Source organism: Streptomyces sp. NPDC096136 (assembly GCF_044763325.1).
Taxonomy (GTDB): Bacteria; Actinomycetota; Actinomycetes; order Streptomycetales; family Streptomycetaceae; genus Streptomyces.
In genome coordinates this window covers 168,797-186,766 of record NZ_JBIWFZ010000013.1, presented here as the reverse complement: position 1 = coordinate 186,766, position 17,970 = coordinate 168,797, and the positions used below count along the sequence as shown (strand labels likewise).

Below are 17,970 nucleotides of genomic sequence, written 5' to 3'. Positions count from 1 at the left end.
GGCAGCGCTGTCGGCAGCCACGTGCAGACTGACCTCGTGAACGCCTTCCCGCCGTCCGGCAGCGCATCACCTGAACCGTTCCGAGCGTGGGTGGGGTCGAACGGAGTCCGGGCTGGTCAACGGCGTCACCGACACCGACACCGACACCGACACCGACACCCGCACCGGCACCGGCACACCCGACGACTACGACCGCGCCTGCGAGGTGCAGGGCCTCGCGGGCCTGCTCGCCGTGGCCGGCCGGGGGACCCACGCCCTGGTGCTGGCCGACGAGCCCGCCTCCACCTCCCTCCGCGACCGCAGGGGGCGACCTGGGCGTCGAGTTCCCCGACGGCGGATTCCCCGAGCGAGCGGTCGTGCCCCTGACCGTCGGCACGTGGACGGTGCGGGCCGTCCACGCCCGGCCCGACGCGCGGGGGTCGGTGGGCCTGGTGCAGCCGCTGCCCACCTCCGGGACCTGACGGTCAGTGCCGTCGGGTACGTTCGTGCCGCGCGGTCGGCAGCCGAGGAATCCAGCTCCGCAACACAGCCACCTCCCTGTTCTGTCCGAGGGCGGCCCGGTCGTGAACCGGGACCCAATCGACGTCCAGGCATCGTCGAGGGTGGGAGAGTCCTGCCCGTGCCGACCGCGCGCCCCTGGAAGGACCCCGCCCCGTGCCCGACCCCGACGTCCCGTTCCCCACCGTCACGCAGTACGCCAGCCCGGACCTGATCGCCGCGATCGTCTACGACGGCCACGACCAGGGAGCCGATCCCCGCTGGGCCGAGAGCGGCGCCCCCGACGCCGACACCTACCGCACCTGGTGCGGCCACATGTGCGGCATCGCCTGCCTGCGCATGGCCCTCCTGGCCCGCGACGGCGACGCGCCCACCCTGTTCGCACTCCTCGACGGCGCCCGGACGTACGGGGCGTACACCGAGGACCCGGACAGCGGGACGATCCGCGGCCTGATCTACGCCCCGTTCGCCCGGTACGCACAGGACGTCCACCGCCTGCACGCCCAGGTCCACCCCACCCTGCCGGTGCCGGACCTCCTGGCCCTGCTCGACTCCGGCCGGCTGGTGATGGCCTCGGTGCACCGGGAGATCCGCCGGCCCGAGAACCCGGCCCCCGGCAAGGGCGGGCACCTCGTGCTCGTCACCGGCCGCCGCGGAGACACCGTGCACTTCCGCAACCCGTCCGGCCACACCGACCACACCCGCACCGCGAGCCTGCCCGTCGCCGCCTTCGCCGCGTTCTTCGCCGGCCGCGGAGTGTCCCTGACCTGACCGGGGGCGCGGCACGCGGACGACGGAGCCCGTGCCGGACGGCGCCCGTCGGGGCGGTGCCGCAGCGGCCCGGGGCGTTGTCAGTGCCACCTGTCAGGATGAAGTCCACGCCGACGTCGACATGGCCGGGACGGATCCGGAGGAGGGGGGCACCGATGAGGGATCTCGACGTCGTGAGGTTCGCGGACCGGGGGCGGAGCGTGTCGGTGGAGCTGGAGAACGCGGCGGGCGGCGGACGCCACCAGGGCTGGCACGAGGCCGAGATCGTGATCGACACCGGCTTCGTCGGCGCGCGTCTGCCGGTGCACTTCACCGACGCCGACCTCGCGGACCTCACCGCGTTCATAGCCGCCCGCGCCGCCGCCGAGGAGGAAGGCGCCCTGCCCGACGGCTCGGTCACCGACTGGCCCGAGGCGGGCCGCGGCGCCTACCTGCGGCTGCGCGCAGCCGACCCGTTCGTGGTGGAGGTCCGCGACCCGGTGCAGAGCGGCGTGACGGTGACCGTACCGCTGGACCTGCGCGACGGCTGGGCCACCCGCGCCGCCTCCCACCTGCACCGCCTGCGCGCCGCCCTCACCGACGGCCACTGACCCGGGCCGACTGGTCCGCGGTGCGTCCGAACCACTGCGCGCTGAAGGGCCCGGCCACCGCAGTTCACCAGCGGACGGCGGTGAAGTCGACCGGCCGGGGCCGCAGCAGCCGGGTGCGTTCGGCCAGTGCGCCCAGCCGGCGGGACATCTCGTCGGCGGGCCGCCGGCGGCGGTCGCCGTGGCCGGGGAGGACCCACTCGAACCGGAGCCGTCCGGCCACCCTGGCCAGTGAGGCGGCCAACTCCTCGATGGAGTACCAGGTCACGCTGTCCGCGACTGCGAGATCACCGGTGGTGCGCGACCAGTAGAAGCTGTCCCCGCTGAAGCAGTACCGGTCGTCGGCGAGGTAGAGCACGCTGCCCGCGGTGTGGCCCGGCAGCGGTTGGGCGGTGACCCCCTCGCCGATCTCCAGCGGTTCGAGACCGCGGATCACCTCGTCCGCGTCGGGCGCCGCGTCGAGGTCGCCCTCGTGGATCCACAGCCGGGCGCCGAAGCGGTCCGCGTAACGACGGCCGTGCGCGGCGTGGTCGCGATGGGTGAGCAGCACGTCCGTGACCGGGCCCGATGCCGCGTAGCGCTCGGCGAGGGCAGGACTCCAGCGCGGCGTGTCGATCATCATGGCCGTCCCCGAGGGCCGCAGCAGCAGGTAGGAGTTGGCCCCCGCGGTGTGCCGCGAGTTGTGCCCGCACAACAGCACGCCGCTGTCCAGGGCCATCGGAAAGGGGTCGAGCCGCCGGTCCGGTTGCCCGGAGGTGTGGCGGATGGAGCGGGTGGGGCAGGCGAACACGGCCGCGTGCAAGCGCCGCGTCTCCGCCTCGTCGCGCGGCGGGCGCAGGATCCGCGACGTCCCGCCGGTCTCGCCGATCAGGTCGGGCGCGAGCTGTCGTGCGACATCGCAGTTGGAGCAACGGTCGTCCACGTACCAGCCGTCCACGGCAGGTCTCCGTTCCGGGGCGAACGACCCCGATCGGGGCCGCCCCACAGGGATACCCCACCCGCCGCGGCAACGGCCAGGCCCTGCCGATCTTGTACTTTCGCCCCCGGTGCTCTCTCACGGCGGCCGACGGCGCCCGGCCCGGCCGGGACCGGTACCGGGCCGCGCGCACCACGAGCGCTCGTCCGCAGCACCTGCGGTTTTCCGCAGGGTGAGCTGGAGGGGCACCCGCATACCGCCGCTGAGCTGCGCTTTCCACCATGGAAGGGCGACGGGGCACACCGCCCCGCAGAACCTGAACCCCGACCGCCCTTCCAGGAAGGCCGCAGCATGCATCCCTCCATCACCCTGGCACTGTCCCAGCAGCCCGCGGGCGGCTTCGCGGGCTGGGCAGCCGGACTCGTCGACACCATGGGCGGGCCCGGCGCCGGCCTGGCCATCGCCCTGGAGAACCTCTTCCCGCCGCTGCCCAGCGAGGTCATCCTGCCGCTGACGGGATTCGCCGCCGGACAAGGCGTGCTGAGCCTCGTATCGGCCCTGTTCTGGACCACGTCCGGTTCGGTGGCGGGGGCGCTCGCCCTGTACTGGATCGGCATGCTCTTCGGCCGCGACCGGATGCACGCGATCTGGGCGAGGCTGCCGCTGGTGAAGGTCTCCGACCTGGAGCGCACCGAGCAGTGGTTCGCCCGGCACGGCACCAGGGCGGTCTTCCTCGGCCGGATGGTGCCCATCTTCCGCAGCCTGATCTCGGTGCCGGCCGGCGTGGAGCGCATGCCGATGCCCGTGTTCCTGATGCTGACCGCCCTGGGCAGCCTGATCTGGAACAGCGTGCTCGTGCTGGCCGGCTACTGGCTCGGCGACCGGTGGGACGTGGTGGAGACCTACGTCGGGGTCCTGTCCAAGGTCGTCCTGGTGATGGTGCTGGTGGCGGTCGGGGCCTACCTGGCGGTCCGGCTGCGCGGCCGCAGCCGGACGCCCCGGCACCGCCGCACCCCGTGACCGCCGCACCCCGTGACCGCCTCCCCCGCCGTGACCGCCGCCCGCCCCGGCACTGCCGCCCGCCCCGTGGCCGCCGCCCACCCCCGCCCGGTCGGCCCGGATCGCCTTCCCCCGCCCGGGGAACGACCTGAACGATCTTGTCCGGACCACACCGCCCGACTACGCTCGGACCCCGTGCCGGGGGACTCGATGATCAGCGAAACGGTTCGGCGGGAGCCCGCCCGGCACCGCCCGTGGCCGCTGCGCGCCTGCGGGGTCCTGCTCGGATGCCTCACCGCCCTGCTGGAGCTGGCCTGGTTCCTCGTCCCGGGCGTGGCCCTCGGGCCCTTCCTCCTGTGGCCCCGCACCCGCCCGGACGCCCTCGGGCTCCTGCTGGGCGGTGCCCGCCGGCTGGCGGCGCTGGAGCATGGCCGCCGCTCCGCCTTCTTCGGCGACCTCTTCCCCCAGCACTACAAGGCCTCCGGCCCCAAGATCCTGCGCTTCCTGGCCGTCCGCTGCTACTGCGGCCTGCTGTGCGCGACGGTCCTCGGACTGCTCGGCTTCGGCGCGGCACTGGCCGTGCTGCTCGTCTCGGGCGCCGTACGGGGCAGCCTGGGCTGGTCCGAGCTGCTGACGCAGGTCCTGCTGGGCGGTGTCCTGCTCTTCCTCGGCCTCCAGGGCCTGCGCTCCCTGGTCGTACTCGACGCGCGGATCGCCCGCGCCTGCTTCGGACCCTCCGAGCACGAGCTGCTCCGGGCCCGCATCGAGGAACTGGCCGGCAGCCGGGCCGCGGTGGTACGGGCCGTCGACTCCGAACGGCGCCGCATCGAACGGGACCTGCACGACGGGGTCCAGCAGCGGCTGGTGGCCCTGGCGATGCTGTTGGGCCGGGCCCGCCGCAGCCGCGAGCGGGACCCGGAGCGGGCGGACGCCCTGCTGCTCCAGGCACACCGGGAGTCCCAGGACGTCCTGACCGAACTGCGCGAGGTGGCCTGGCGGGTGTACCCGTCCGCCCTGGACAGCCTCGGTCTGGAGGAGGCGCTGGCCGGGGTGGCCGAGCGGTGCGCGATCCCGCTGCGCACCGAGTTCGACGTGGCCGGGCCGCTGCCGGGACCGGTGCGCACCGCCGCGTACTTCGTGGTCTGCGAGGCCGTGACGAACGCCGCCAAGCACTCCGGCGCCTCCGCCGTCTCGGTACGGGTGGCCCGGCGCGGACCGGTCCTGACCGTACGGGTCGAGGACGACGGCTCGGGCGGCGCGGACCCGGCGGGCACCGGGCTGTCCGGCCTGCGCAGCCGGGTGGCGGCCCTCGACGGACTGCTGCACGTCGCAAGCCCCGCAGGGGGACCCACCACCGTCACCGCGGAGCTGCCGTGCGCGTGATCCTGGCCGAGGACTCGACCCTGCTGCGGGAGGGCCTCGTACGCCTCCTCGTCGAGGAGGGCCACGAGGTGCTCGCCGCGCTCCCGGACGCGGCCTCGCTGGTGGAGGAGACCGCGGCGCGGCGGCCGGACATCGTCGTGGCGGACATCCGGATGCCCCCGACCCACACCGACGAGGGCCTGCGCGCCGCCGTGGAGATCCGCGAGCGCCTGCCGGAGGTCGGGGTCCTGGTGCTGTCGCAGCACGTCGAGCGCAGTTACGCCGCCCGGCTGCTGGCGGCGAACGCGGAGCGGGTGGGGTACCTGCTCAAGGACCGGGTGGCGCAGGTGGAGGAGTTCCTCGACGCACTGGAACGGATCCACGCGGGCGGGGCGGTGATCGACCCTGAGGTGGTGCGGCAGCTGGTCGTCCGCAGCACGCACGGCGATCCCCTGGCCCGGCTCACCCCCCGCGAGCGCACGGTGCTGGAGGCCCTGGCCCAGGGGCTGACCAACACGGCCATCGCCAAGGAGCTGCACATCTCGGTGAGCGCGGTGGAGAAGAACCTCAACACCGTCTTCGACAAGCTGGAACTGCCCCACACCACGGACCGCAACCGCCGCGTCCTGGCGGTACTGCGCTACCTGGAGCACTGACGGCCCCGCACACCCCCGCACACCCCCGCACACCCCCGCACCGTCCGGGCCCCGGGCACCCCGACCGGCGCCCGCGCCAGGACACCGGGGCGCCCGGAGCACCACGACGTCCCGCTCGTGCGCCGCGTGCGTCCCCGGCGTACGGTCGGATCATGGCGGCCGGATACGACGTGGTGATCGTGGGCGGCGGGGCTGCCGGATGCGTACTGGCGGCGCGGCTGAGCGAGGACCCCTCGACGCGGGTCCTCCTGCTGGAGGCCGGGCCGGACTACGCGGAGCTGCCCGCCGCGCTGCGCGACGGCTCCGGACCGCACACGGCCTCGCACGACTGGGGGCTGTCCAGCGAGCCCGGCCCGGCCGGCCGGGCCATCGCCCTGCCGCGGGGGAGGGTGATCGGCGGTTCCTCGACCACCAACGCGGCCTTCGCCCTGCGCGGTTCGCCGTACGACTTCGACGCCTGGGCGGCGCGCGGCAATCCCGGCTGGGGCTGGGACGACGTGCTGCCCCGGTTCGTCGCGGTGGAGACCGACCTGGACTTCGGCCACGAGCCGTACCACGGCGGCCACGGCCCGGTCCCCGTCCGTCGGTACACGGGCGCGGACCGCAGCGACATCGCCTCCGCCGGGCAGGCGGCGATCATGTCCACGGGGGTGCCGGCGATCGCCGACCACAACGCTCCGGGCGCCGTGGGGGTCGGCCCGCTCCCGGTCAACGAGGTCGGCGGCGAGCGCCTCGGCGCGGCCTCGACGTACCTGGCGGCGGCCCGGGCGCGGCGCAACCTCACCGTGCGCGGCGGGGCGCACGCCGCCTCGGTGCTCCTCGACCGCGGGCGCGCGACCGGAGTGCGACTGGCGGACGGGGAGGACGTGCGCGGCGATCGGGTGATCGTATCGGCAGGCACCTACTCCAGCCCTGCGATCCTCCTGCGGTCGGGGCTCGGCCCGGCCGACGAGCTGCGCCCGCTGGGCATCGAGCCGGTGCTGGACCTGCCCGGCGTGGGACGCAACCTCGCCGACCACCCCGCGGTCTCGATCGACGTCGCCTACTCGGGGGCGGGGCGCCCGCAGCGCGCCTTCCAACTCGTCGCCACCCTGCGCAGCGAGCGGACCGGCGAGCACCGCGGGCCGCCGGACCTCCAGCTGATCGTCGGCGGCCCGTTCGAGGACCCGGCCGCCCCGACCGGCGCCACGTTCTTCGTCGGCGGCGCCCTGCTCACACCGCGCTCGCGGGGCCGGGTCCGACTGCGCTCACCGGCCCCGCTCGCGGCGCCACGCGTCGATTTGGGCTACTTCTCGCACCCCGCCGACCTGCCGCGGCTGGTGGAGGGGGTGCGCCGCGCCTGGCGGGTGGCGCGGGCGGAACCGCTCGGCCCCCTCTCCGCCGGTGTGGTGAGCGCGCCGGACGACGACGGCGACGGGGCGACCGAACGCTTCGTCCGCGCCCGCGTGTGGACCTACCACCACCCGGTCGGCACCTGCGCCATGGGCCCCGACCCCGCGGCCGGGGCGGTCGTCGACCCGACCGGCCGGGTGCACGGAGTGGACGGTCTGTGGGTGGCCGACGCGTCGATCATGCCGAACGTGCCCTCGGCGAACACCCACCTCCCCACCCTGATGCTCGCCGAACACATCGCGGCCACGCTACGGACCGAACCACCGCCACCCGCCGGCGCCGCCAAGGCCTGATGCACCGGCAGGCACCGCGCCACCGGCAGCACAGGGGAGACACCCCCGAACAGACCGGACCGGGCACCGCCCGCCGGCTCAGGCACCGCCGGTGCGTTCGAGCAACTCCCGGGCCTGGACCGTGCGGACGTTGTCCGGCCCGAAGGCGGCGAGGCAGGCGTCATGGGCGGCCGCCGCCCGCGAACGGGCCTCGGAGCCGCGGCCCAGCCCGAGGAGCGCGGCGGCAGCGGCGAGGTCCACGGCCCCGGTCTCCGGGCCGCGCTGCTCCGGGGGCAGGCCGCGGTAGACCCCGCCGGCGCGCTCCGCCGCGGCCAGGGCCTCCTCGTGGCGACCCTGGGCATGGAGGCTGAGGGCCAGGGAGAGCAGCACGATCAGGGTGGGCTGGTCCGGCTCGCGAGGGGTGGCGAGGAACTCGCGAGCCAGCCCCTCGACCGCCGGGTGGTCACCCAGCGCGTTGAGGGCCGCGATCCGCCCGTTGAGGGCGGCCATCACGATGAACGGCGTTTCCGGGGTCGCGCTGAGGGACGCGGTCCGCATGACGTCCAGGCACTCCGCCTCGCAGGCGTCGTGCCGGCCGAGCAGGTTCAGGGCCTGCGCGCGGTCGGTGCGCAGCTTCAGGGTCATCGGGTGCTGCGCGCCGAAGACCCTGCCGAAGTCCGGCAGCAACGCGTCGAACGTGTCGAGCGCCTCGGCATGGTGCCCCTGCGCGATCGCCGCGAGCCCGGCTATGCCCAGCGCCAGCGGCCCGAACGGGTCGTCGTGCAGCGGCGCCCGGGCCGCGGCCACGGAGCGCGCCTCGGCTTCGGCCTCGGCGTAGCGCCCCGCCTGGTACAGCGCCGTGGCCCGCGCCGGGGGGTATGCCGCTGCCGGACCGTCTTCGCCTTCACCGTGCGACCGAGAGAGTGTCATGCCCCGAGCATATGAAGGCCGGGCGCGCCCGTACGGAGAACGCGGAAAAGGGGCGCGGGCCGGCCGTCCCCCGGCCCGCGCGCACGGGGGAAACCGCTTGTCAGGACGTACCGCATCGGGCACGCTCCCCCTCATGACCACACGCAAGGGCGGCCGGCCCTCGGGCCGTTGACCGGCACAGGGTGGACGCGCGACGCCATCGCCGCCGCGCATCCCACCTTCTTCCACCACGCACGGACCCTCCGCCACCGCTACGGCCCCGGTCCGTGGCCCGACTCCGGTGACCCACTTCCCGATGCCGGCCCGACCGACACCGGCACCAGTACCAGTACCGGCACCCGCACCAGTACCCGCACCGGCCTCGGCTTCGTCGGCGGCGGTGAGGACGCACTGCTCCGACCCGACCCGGCCCCCCACGGCACGGCCCCGCCCACCGCCGCCGAACTCGCCGGCCACCTCGCCCACCTCCTGCCGACCGCTCCGCCCGGTCTCGGCGGCGAGGCGTTCACGCGCCTCCACGAACTCCTCGCCACGTGCTCGCCGATCGACCTCGCCGACGACCTCAGCGCCGAGATCCGCCGCCGCGGCCTGCCGTCCGACGGCCTGCGCCTGCTGGGCCGGCAGCTGGCCCGGCACGGTACCCACCGGGCCCCGGTCAAGATCGGCCTCGTGCTCCTGGGCCTGGGCGGCGACACCCGCGACCGGGACCTGCTGCTCCTCCTCGGCAGTCTCGACGAGCTCACCCTCTACGCGGCCGTCGCACTCCACCGGTCCCAGCCCGACGGGGACCGGGCCGTCCACGCCCTCGCCCGACGGGTCGCCGGCTGGGGACGCATCCAGGCCGTGCGAACGCTGCGCGACACCCCCGATCCCCGTATCAAGGCCTGGCTGCTCCGCGAAGGCTTCCGCAACACGATCACGGACGAATACCTCGCCCACCTCGCCGCGACCACCGGCGACCTGCACCGCGCGCTGGGCCGGCCCCACGTCGACACCCCGCTCCTGAACGGCGGCGGGCGCATCCTGGCCGCCATGGCCGAGGGCCAGGGGGGTCCCGCACCCGGCCTGGCCGACTACGCGCACGCCGTACCCGTGCTGCGCCGCTACGCGGACCTGGTCCAGGCCCGGACACCCACCCTCGCCAGGCTCCGCGACCTGATCGCCATCACCCTGTTCTTCCGCCACCCACCCGGGGAACTGCCCTGGCCGCCCGCCGACATCACGTCCCTGACGGCCCGCTACGAGGACCTGCTGCACGCATCCCACTGGCGCACCCTCGTCCACGACCACCTGGCCGACCCGCACCGCCCCGACTTCCACCTCGCCCTGCGCCCTGCCGAGGTCCTGCACCTGGACGCGACGGCCCCGCTCCTGGCCCGTCTGGAGACCGGACCGTCCCTGCTCGACCCGGCCTGGTTCCGTGCCCTGGGCAGCGCCGACCGCCGGCACGCCGCCCACCTCCTCGACCTGGCCGAACGACGCCTCGCCACCACCCCCCGCCCCGAACGCGACCACGCCCTCCTCGTCCTGGCCCACCTCCTGCGCCGCCATCCCGAACACGGCTGGCCCCTGCTGCGGTCCGCGCTCACCGACAGCACCCCCGAAGTCCGCCGCACCGCGCTGAGCACCCTCGCCGCATGGCCCGCCCACACCCTCACGCCGGAGGCCGCCGACCTCCTGCTGCAGCGGCCAGAAATGGGCCTCGGGGCGGTATCGGGCCCCGGCAGGACCGGCCGACCCGGAGACCCGCCATGAGCTCAGGCCGCACCCGGGGGCGGCTCCGGTGTCCCCGGCATCTCGTCGTGGTTGCGGAGGTCTTGTGAATTCCCTGAGTCCTGATCACCTCGGCGACGCTCCCGCGGCTGCGCCGCCTCCGGGCCGTCCTCCGGCCGCGGGGCCCGGCGCGGCCCCAGCCGTGCTCCACCGCCCCGGCCGCCGCCCGCGACGACCGGCCGCGGACGGCGGTCACCGTCGGGAAACGCCCGTCGGCCCTGGTGGAAGCCGCTGCCGCGGCGGCGTCAGCACGCACGTGACCGGCATCGGACCGGTCCCCCGTACCGCGTCCCGCACGCGGGCGGGCTGCCGGCGGCGGCCGGATCAGCCGCACCGGCAGTCCTCCACCAGGCTGGTGCAGACCCCCTGATGCCTGGTCATTTGCCCACTCCAGCATGGCGCTTGCCATACTCACGCCCTATTGGACGGGCCAGTTCCGCTGGATAGCATGCGCCGGAATACATGATCACCCGTGCATGACGCCAGGCATGAGGAAGCCTTCCCGACGGCAGTCGTGCGGGCCCGCGAGCGCGTCGCACGACGGCTGAAAGGCGATTGCGAGTGAGGCGTGACCCCGGGCTCGTGGTGCCCCCCCTCTACACCCCCATCCCCACGGCCATCCACCCGCGCCACGCGGCGGTCGAAGCGCACGTCACAGCGTGGGCCGAGTCCTTCCAGGTGGGCTCCGACGCACTGCGCGCACGGCTCCTGGGCCACAGCATCGGCACCTTCGCCGCCCGCATCCTGCCCGACGGGCGCGAGGAAGTGGTCGAGCTCGTGGCCGACTTCGTCCTGTGGCTGTTCGCCGTGGACGACGGGATGTGCGAGGAGGGCGCGCTGGGCCGAAGACCGGGGGAGCTGGCGGCCGTACTCCACCGCCTGCTGCGCGTGGCGCAGAACCCGGAGACCCCCATGCTGGGCGACGACCCCCTCGCGGAGTCGCTGCGCGACCTCCGGCGCCGCGTCTCGCAGTACGGCACCGCGGGCCAGGCCGCCGTCTGGTGCAACGCCCTGCGCGAGTACTTCTTCTCCGTCGTCTGGGAGGCGTCCCACCGCCGCGAGGAAACCGTCCCCAGCCTGGACGACTACACCCTCATGCGCCTCTACGACGGCGCGACCACCGTCATCTTCCCCCTCATCGAGATGGGCCACGGCTACGAACTGCCGACGCACGAGCGGGACCAGCCGTCCGTCCGGGCGGCGGGCGAGATGGCCTCCTTCGTCATCACCTGGGACAACGACATCCTCTCCCACCACAAGGAGAGCAGGGGCGACGACTACTACCTCAACGTCCTGCGGGTGCTCCGGCACGAGCGCGCCCTGACACCCGCCCAGGCCCTGGACGCCGCGATCGACCAGCGCGACCGCGTGATGGACCTCTTCATGCGCCTGCGCGAGGACCTCCAGGCACAGGCGAGCCCCCAGCTGCGCCGGTACCTCCAGGGACTGGGCAGCTTCATCCGGGGCTCCCAGGACTGGGGCGTCACCTCGCACCGCTACACCACCCCCGAAGACCCCGCCCGCCTCCCCACCCACTTCCGTGACACCCCCAGTACCGACAACCGCGAGGCCCTGGAGATCCCCCCTGTCTCCTGGTGGTGGGACATGCCCCCCAGAACGCTCACCGGCATGCCCCGCCCCCGCACACGCGCCACTTCCCTGCTCGCGCCCACCCCCTGAAGAAAGGATTCTCCACTGCCGCTGTCGCCCAGTCCCTGGGCGGGCTGCCTCCGCACAGCCGCCCGGAGCGCGACGGGAACACGGGCGTGCGGGGTCAGTCGCACCGGGCGCGGGCGAGCGTAGGGTGCCATCCCCCGGCGGTTTCGAGGAGCAGGGCGTCCGCATGATGACGGGCGATCAGCTGGAGGCCGACGGGCTCGCCGTTCGGTGTGTGCCCGGCGGGCAGGGTGATCGCAGGGTGGCCGGAGAGGTTGAAGGCCCAGGTGAGTGCCACGCTCATGTGCGTCCCCGGGCCGTCGTGGCCGTGCGGCGGTCGCGGTGTCGTGGGCGTGGCCAGGAGATCGGTCTCCTCGAAGGCCTCCCGCAGGACCTGCGCGTTGCCCTGGGTCAGGGCCTCGGCGCCACCGTCACGGGTGCCGGTGCGCAGGGCGGTCCAGGCGGGAGCCGGATCGCACAGCTCCACCGGACGGTCGACGAGGCGGCACAGCCCGGCCCGGGCGATCCGCCGCAGGGCGCGCAGGGCGCAGGCCGCGACGTCCGGGGCGGTCTCGGCGTAGCCCAGGGTGGAGGTCCAGGCGACCCGGAGCGTCCGCGCCGCCGGCGCCGGGGAGTGGGCGGGGGCCACGGCGCGGAGGTAGGCCGCGGCGTCGGCCGCGTCGCGGGTGATCACGCCGGGACTGTTGAGCCCGGCCCGGTCGCGGGCGGGCAGCAGGCCCTTGGTGGGCTTGAAGCCGATGACGCCGCACCATGCGGCGGGGATGCGTACGGATCCCGCTCCGTCGGAGCCGGTGGCCACAGGCACGAGGCCCGCCCCGACCGCGGCCCCGGCACCGGCCGACGAGCCGCCCGGGGACCATGCGGGGTTCAGCGGGTTCAGGGTGGGCCCGCGGTCGGTGGAACCGTAGGTCTGCCAGCCCGTGCCGACCCGCGGCACGGAGGTCGCGCCGATCGGCACACACCCCGCGGCGACCAGGCGCCGGTTCTGCGCGGAGCCGGCGCCCTCGCTCGCCTTGACGGCGATCGGGACGCCCGCCAGCGGCAGCACGACCCCACGGGCCACTTCCGCGTCGACCTCCGCCGCCCGGGCCCGGGCGGCATCCGCCCACAGGCCGGTGAAGGCGCGGAGCGCACCGTCGCGTTCGGCGCTGAGGGCCAGCGCGGTGTCCACCACCTCGCGGGCCGTGACCGCGCCGCGGCCGACCAGACCGGCTATCTCGACGGCGGACAGCGACGTGTACAGGTGGACGTCGAGCATGGCAGACCTCCTGGTGCGGGCGCCGTGCCGGCGTGCAGTCCCGTCCGGTTTCCGGCGTCGATTCTCCAGGGGCGGGTCCCCGCCCCGTCCGCCGGGGCAACGACGGCGGCCGCGCTGCCACCGCAGGATCCGGCCCCGTGTTCCCCGGAAGCCGTGAGCGGTCGCGGGGAGCGGCGTCAGCGCGCGTCGGTCAAGGGCACGCCCAGGAGGTCTTCGATCCGGGAGACGGTGTGTTCGGGCTGGAGCGCGTGCACTCCTGCGAAGCCGAGCTCCTCCGCGGCCCGTACGTACTCCTCGGTGTCATCGACGAATACGCACTCCTCGGCAGTCATCTCCAGGAGCTTCAGCACGACCGCGAAGATCTCCGGGTCGGGCTTGCGCATCCCGTGGCACTCGGAGATCACGACGCCGTGGTACAGGTTCTCCAGCTCGTAGCCCTCGTAGAGGTTCCACGGGGTGAGCCCCACCGAGTTCGACAGGATGCCGACCTTGATCCCCGCCCGTATGGCCGCGGCGGCCGCGTCGACCATGGTCTGCTCGGGCCGCAGGTCGGCGAATATCCGGCCCATCAGGTTGTCCGGAGAGACACCGAGCTTGGGGGCGGCGGCCTCGTTCCATTCGGTCTGGGTGAGCGCACCGCGCTCCAGCTCGTGGGTGAGTCGCACCCCTTCCGGGTCCATGTACAGCGCCTTGAGGCACGCGCCCTGCGCCAGCCCCTCGCGCTGCTCGAAGGCCAGCACGGCAGGCAGCAGCGGTGTGGTGAGCACCCCGCCGAAATCGAGGACGAGGCCGGTGCGGTGAGACATGTGAAGCTCCTGGGGAAGGGAATCGGGTCGTCGGGCGGCGGCAGCCGGGTGGGGCCGTGGATCCGGCGGGAAGGTGGCCCGCCTTCGCGGCTCGGGGGCCGTCAGGCTCGGATGAAGGACTGGACGACGTGTGCGCTCGGCTTCGGAACCCGATCGCGGTCGAACAGTCCGAAGGGGACGGTGTGGCCGTCCAGCCATTCGTAGTTGTCCACGCCCGTCCACAGGTGTACGCCGGTGATGTCCATCCCGCCTGCGATGGCCTGGTGGACCTGTTCCAGGGCGGCGGACAGGTACGCGGCGCGCTGGGCGTCGTCCTCGCCGCCGAGGCCGATCTCCGAGACGAGGAACTTCTTCCCGGGCAGCTCGGAGTGGAGCCGGGCGAGGACTTCGCCGAGCCCCGGAGCCCAGGACGCGTATCCCTGCGGTCCCACGGGGCTCCCGGCGGGGTAGGGCCGGAGTTCCGCGGAGGAGTCGACCGCGGCGGTGAAGTAGTAGCTGAACCCGTACTGGTCGAAGGCGTCCTCGTAGCGCGGCATCCGGGCCAGGTTCAGCCAGGTGTCCCAGATGACGGCGTCGATCAGCGCAGTGGCCCCTGCTGCGTCGTCGCTGTCGTCAGCCGGGTGCAGGGACATCAGCGCCTCGTTGGTCGCGGTGGGCTTGCCCGTCCCCCGCAGCCGCAGCGCCGCCTCGAAGTCGGCCTGGTGAACGGCCTGCAGAACGGTGAGGAATTCCTCCTGGGAGGTGTGACCCGGAGGGAAGGTACCGCGCAGGTAGGCCTTCTCGGCGTAGCCGGCGGGGTTGTTGACCGGCATCCAGCCGTCGACGAGGTCGCCGAACGTCTCCGCGACGAAGTCGACGTGCCGGGCCCAGGCGGCGGCGGCCGTAGGGGAGAGGAATCCCCCCTCGGCGGCGAACCAGACCGGCAGGGCGGTGTGCAGGAGGCACGCCCACATGCTCAGGCCTGCCCGACGGCCCGCCCGGAGGATCTCCCGGTAGTGCTCGACCGCCCGCCGGTCGCGGTGTCCGGGCGTCGGCTCGAGCCGGGCCCAGTCCAGGGACATCCGGTGGTCGCCGAACCCCCAGTCGGCCAGGAGCCGGAAGTCGGAGGCGTACCGCTCGTCGAAGCCGTTCCCGGACCCGCTGCGAGGTGCCTTCCCGGCCTCTTCCCAGGCCCACCAGTTGTCAGCCGGTGTCGCGCCCTGGCTCTGCGTGGCTGAGCCGGCCGTTCCCCACCTGAAGCCGGGAGGGAAACTGCCGGGGCCGAGGCCGGACGGGGTCATGGTGGTGCTCCTGATCAGTCGACTGGGCGGCACGCTCGGGTCCTCTTCCGCGGCTGGCGCACCGGCGGGGGCGGACTCCCGGAAGTTGATCTTCCCTGGCAACGTATCACCGGCCGTGTCGCGCCTTCGCACGGGTGTCCGTGATGCCCTGAGCCGCGGCTGTGGTCGGGCGGACGGGCCCCGGTGTCCAGGCCGCCTACACCTCGGCATTCTTGAGGAACTGCTCCGCCCGGTCCGCAGGAACGCTTTCGACGAGGGTCGGGTCGCCCCGGTGAAGACGATGGCCTGGCCTTCCGGAACATCAAGGCGGAGCAGGTGGGCAACGGCGGCATCGGCAAGGCTGTCGGGAGTGAGCGGGATGGCGGTCAGGACGAGGAATGCCTGCGGCCGCGGGGGACCGCCACTGCGGGACCACCCCACCACGGCCGCCGCGCAGGAACGCCGCGCTCTTCGCAGGCCGCCTTGGACGGGCGTCACCCAGCGAACAGCCGAGCCCCAACACCGCGCCCCTGCTGTCGACGATCCGCGTCGTCGACACGCGGTAGGTCGTCGGCGTCCATGCGGGCGGGCGGCCGTTTTTCTCGACAGGACATTGGTCCCCGTGCGGTCGGGAGCATGGCGCAGGGGGCTGGCGTGCGGCGGTTTGGAGGGCCGGGGTGCCAGAACTCCTCGCCGCGCCGCACTCGCGGATCTGGCCGGCCCTGGGTGGTACAGGTCCGGCCGTGGTCGGCGAGAGCGATCGCGGTTCAGGTCGGGACAGGTCCGGCCTTGTGCCGTGCCGCCGTCCCCCGCCCGACGCGCTACTTGGCGAAGCGCCAGGTGACGTCGAGCTTGTGCTTGTCGAGCGGGGCGAGTGCCTTGAACGCCCCCGGGGTGAGGTCGAGACCGTGTCGGCCCGCGCCGGGAGCCTCGTCGAGGACCGTTGCCGTGATCGACTTCCCCTTGTAGGTGATGACGACCTTGCGTCCGCAGTTGCTCGACGGGTATCCGGGCCCGAACATGGTGGGGTCGAGGGCGACGGCGAGGTCACTCTCCTTGATCATCTTCCCGCACGCACCCAGGCCGGGGGAGTAGAAGGTCGCGGAGCCCTTGTAGGTCTCACCCGGCTTGTCCGGCTGTGGAGAGGCCGTCGCGGTCTTGCTCGGCTTCGGGGCAGGCGTGGTGGTGTTGCCCGGCTGCGGGCTGCCCGATGGAGCGGGCGTCTTGCCCGGCTTCGGCGGCGCCGTTGTACCGCCCGCTTGCGGAGCAAGCGTAGAGCCGGCCGGCTCCGCCAGCACCGTGGCGTTCGGCCGTGCCGCGACCGTGGCTGCCGGCTTCGCGGCGACCGTCGCGGCCCGGGCCGAGACGGCGACGTCGGCGGTCTCCGAAGCGGAAGCGGTGGCGACGGTGATCACGGCGCCCGAACCGACGGCGAGCACGGCAACCGCGATGGCGGCCGTGGCGATCCTTGCTTTCATCGTTCTCTCTCTCTGAAATGTCGCGTTACAGGGCTGGTTCGCGGGAAGTCACTGGTTCGCGGGAAGTCACGGACGATGCGCCAACGCGCACGGTCGCGTGCGCACAGGGCCCTCGCCGACCCACGGCACCGCCCGGTGTCCACAGCCGACCCAGGACCACGAGAGCCACGGACAGGTCACTGACGTCCGGCGGGCCGACCCGTTCGCACACCGGACCAGGGGTCGCCTGCGGGCCCCGACGACAAGCACTACTGCGCACGGCAGCTCGGCCCGGCCGTCAGTCAGGCGCCCGGATCCCGGTGGCACACGACACCGCGCGGCCGGGTCCGAGGGCATGGCCGCGCAGGTCGCCACCGAGGACTGTCGAAGGCGTCCGCTCCGACCAGATGAGCCGCGAACGTGCAGACTGCCAGGCCTGGCAGGCCTGCGAGGACGATCGCGGTGCCCAGTGGCGGTTCGACCGGTGGCCGTTGCGCATGTGGTGCCGTGCCGGGACGTCCGTCCTCCTGGGCGACGGCGACAGGCGGGAAAGCTGCGGTAGGTCACCTGGCCCCGGTACCGGTCGCCCGCCATCGCCGGCCGCGGATACGCCTTGCCCGCGGCATCCGAGTCGAGGGGTCGGGCCCGCGTCCGACCAGGCCTTCCGGCTGGAGCCGATGCCTCGGGGCCACTCCACGGCCCCGTACTGCGTCAGGGGGCAGGGGGTGGTGCGAACCGACGTCTCGAAGCCCTTGAGCCGAAACCGATCCGTCTGGACGTTGCGAAGTCCGATCGCGGTGTCCGAGCCGAGGCACAGTCGGGTCGCCTCGTTCACAACGGAGCCCGACCAGTCGAAGTCGGGCTCGGCTGCCTGAGTCGAAGGCGTCGGCGCGATGCTCACGCACAGCGCGGTCAGGGCCGCCGCGATGCCGCTTCGGATTCTCATCAGGGGACTCTCTCTCGGCCGGCGGCTGCCGGAGCCGTGCTGTGCGCGTGCCTTCAGCCAACCGTCTGCAGCGTGCGCAGACCATGCAGTTCCACCCGCAAAACTCAGACCGGACTTCTTTTGCGGGTCCCCCCTGCTGTCCTCCAATCACTGGCACCAGTACGGGCTCGTGGACACCTCCGCGGCGCCGGCGCTCGCCATGACGCAGATGTACCTGTACCACTCGGTGGCCGCGCCGAGGGCGGCTGGAAGCAGGCCGGGGCGAGGTCGCCGACACCGCGTTCACCTCGGTCGACGCGTTCCCGCCGCGTGCGGTCCGCCGCCGGCCCTGGGAGGTCCTCACCGAGGACAAGGTCGAGGAGCTGTCGGAGATGTACCGGATCTGCTTGCCGACCGGCGCTGGGTGGCCAA

The 17,970-nt window shown here is 73.8% G+C and carries 14 protein-coding genes and 1 pseudogene; 9 read left to right on the top strand and 6 right to left on the bottom strand.

Annotation, left to right across the window (positions count from 1 at the left end; all coding sequences use genetic code 11):
• Positions 1-70: 70 nt before the first annotated feature.
• The 3 genes and pseudogenes from ACIRBY_RS25560 to ACIRBY_RS25550 all read left to right on the top strand — a co-directional run.
• Positions 71-229 (top strand): annotated as a pseudogene (locus tag ACIRBY_RS25560) (hypothetical protein); the annotation flags it as partial.
• A 407-nt stretch (positions 230-636) separates the two neighbouring features.
• Positions 637-1,269, top strand: coding sequence for a C39 family peptidase (locus tag ACIRBY_RS25555; protein ID WP_403904458.1), 633 nt, complete (start codon positions 637-639; stop codon positions 1,267-1,269).
• A gap of 155 nt (positions 1,270-1,424) precedes the next feature.
• Positions 1,425-1,859 carry a DUF5959 family protein gene (locus ACIRBY_RS25550; protein WP_403904352.1) on the top strand — a complete coding sequence of 145 codons (435 nt, stop codon included), beginning with the start codon at positions 1,425-1,427 and terminating at the stop codon, positions 1,857-1,859.
• 64 nt (positions 1,860-1,923) lie between these two features.
• On the opposite strand, the gene ACIRBY_RS25545 is transcribed toward ACIRBY_RS25550, so the two are convergent.
• A complete protein-coding gene (locus ACIRBY_RS25545; protein WP_403904351.1) occupies positions 1,924-2,793 on the bottom strand; it encodes an MBL fold metallo-hydrolase in 870 nt (289 codons plus the stop codon).
• Between the two features lie 330 nt (positions 2,794-3,123).
• Here ACIRBY_RS25545 and ACIRBY_RS25540 point away from each other — a divergent pair, with 330 nt between their 5' ends.
• The 4 genes from ACIRBY_RS25540 (at position 3,124) to ACIRBY_RS25525 (ending at position 7,474) form a co-directional block, all read left to right on the top strand.
• Positions 3,124-3,792: a DedA family protein gene (locus tag ACIRBY_RS25540; RefSeq protein WP_403904349.1), complete on the top strand. Its 669-nt coding sequence runs from the start codon at positions 3,124-3,126 to the stop codon at positions 3,790-3,792.
• Positions 3,793-3,981: 189 nt separating this feature from the next.
• Entirely contained in the window at positions 3,982-5,154 is a 1,173-nt protein-coding gene (locus ACIRBY_RS25535) for a sensor histidine kinase (RefSeq protein ID WP_403904345.1), read from the top strand.
• Positions 5,145-5,789, top strand: coding sequence for a response regulator (locus tag ACIRBY_RS25530; protein ID WP_403904342.1), 645 nt, complete (start codon positions 5,145-5,147; stop codon positions 5,787-5,789). Before ACIRBY_RS25535 ends, ACIRBY_RS25530 begins: the two co-directional genes overlap by 10 nt.
• Positions 5,790-5,941: 152 nt before the next feature.
• Entirely contained in the window at positions 5,942-7,474 is a 1,533-nt protein-coding gene (locus tag ACIRBY_RS25525) for a GMC family oxidoreductase (protein WP_403904340.1), read from the top strand.
• 78 nt (positions 7,475-7,552) lie between these two features.
• On the opposite strand, the gene ACIRBY_RS25520 is transcribed toward ACIRBY_RS25525, so the two are convergent.
• Positions 7,553-8,383 (bottom strand): tetratricopeptide repeat protein, encoded by an 831-nt coding sequence (locus tag ACIRBY_RS25520; RefSeq protein WP_403904338.1) that lies wholly within the window; start codon positions 8,381-8,383, stop codon positions 7,553-7,555.
• 168 nt (positions 8,384-8,551) lie between these two features.
• On the opposite strand from ACIRBY_RS25520, the gene ACIRBY_RS25515 reads away from it, so the two are divergent.
• Positions 8,552-10,138 (top strand): hypothetical protein, encoded by a 1,587-nt coding sequence (locus ACIRBY_RS25515; RefSeq protein ID WP_403904335.1) that lies wholly within the window; start codon positions 8,552-8,554, stop codon positions 10,136-10,138.
• A 579-nt stretch (positions 10,139-10,717) separates the two neighbouring features.
• Positions 10,718-11,836 (top strand): selina-4(15),7(11)-diene synthase, encoded by a 1,119-nt coding sequence (locus tag ACIRBY_RS25510; RefSeq protein ID WP_403904333.1) that lies wholly within the window; start codon positions 10,718-10,720, stop codon positions 11,834-11,836.
• A 94-nt stretch (positions 11,837-11,930) separates the two neighbouring features.
• Here the strand turns inward: ACIRBY_RS25510 and ACIRBY_RS25505 are convergent, their stop codons facing one another.
• The 4 genes from ACIRBY_RS25505 to ACIRBY_RS25490 form a co-directional block, all read right to left on the bottom strand.
• Entirely contained in the window at positions 11,931-13,091 is a 1,161-nt protein-coding gene (locus ACIRBY_RS25505; RefSeq protein WP_403904331.1) for an amidase family protein, read from the bottom strand.
• A 176-nt stretch (positions 13,092-13,267) separates the two neighbouring features.
• Positions 13,268-13,897, bottom strand: coding sequence for an HAD-IA family hydrolase (locus ACIRBY_RS25500; protein WP_403904329.1), 630 nt, complete (start codon positions 13,895-13,897; stop codon positions 13,268-13,270).
• A 101-nt stretch (positions 13,898-13,998) separates the two neighbouring features.
• Entirely contained in the window at positions 13,999-15,177 is a 1,179-nt protein-coding gene (locus ACIRBY_RS25495) for a family 1 glycosylhydrolase (RefSeq protein ID WP_403904326.1), read from the bottom strand.
• A gap of 800 nt (positions 15,178-15,977) precedes the next feature.
• Positions 15,978-16,634 (bottom strand): hypothetical protein, encoded by a 657-nt coding sequence (locus ACIRBY_RS25490; protein WP_403904324.1) that lies wholly within the window; start codon positions 16,632-16,634, stop codon positions 15,978-15,980.
• Positions 16,635-17,970 lie beyond the last annotated feature (1,336 nt).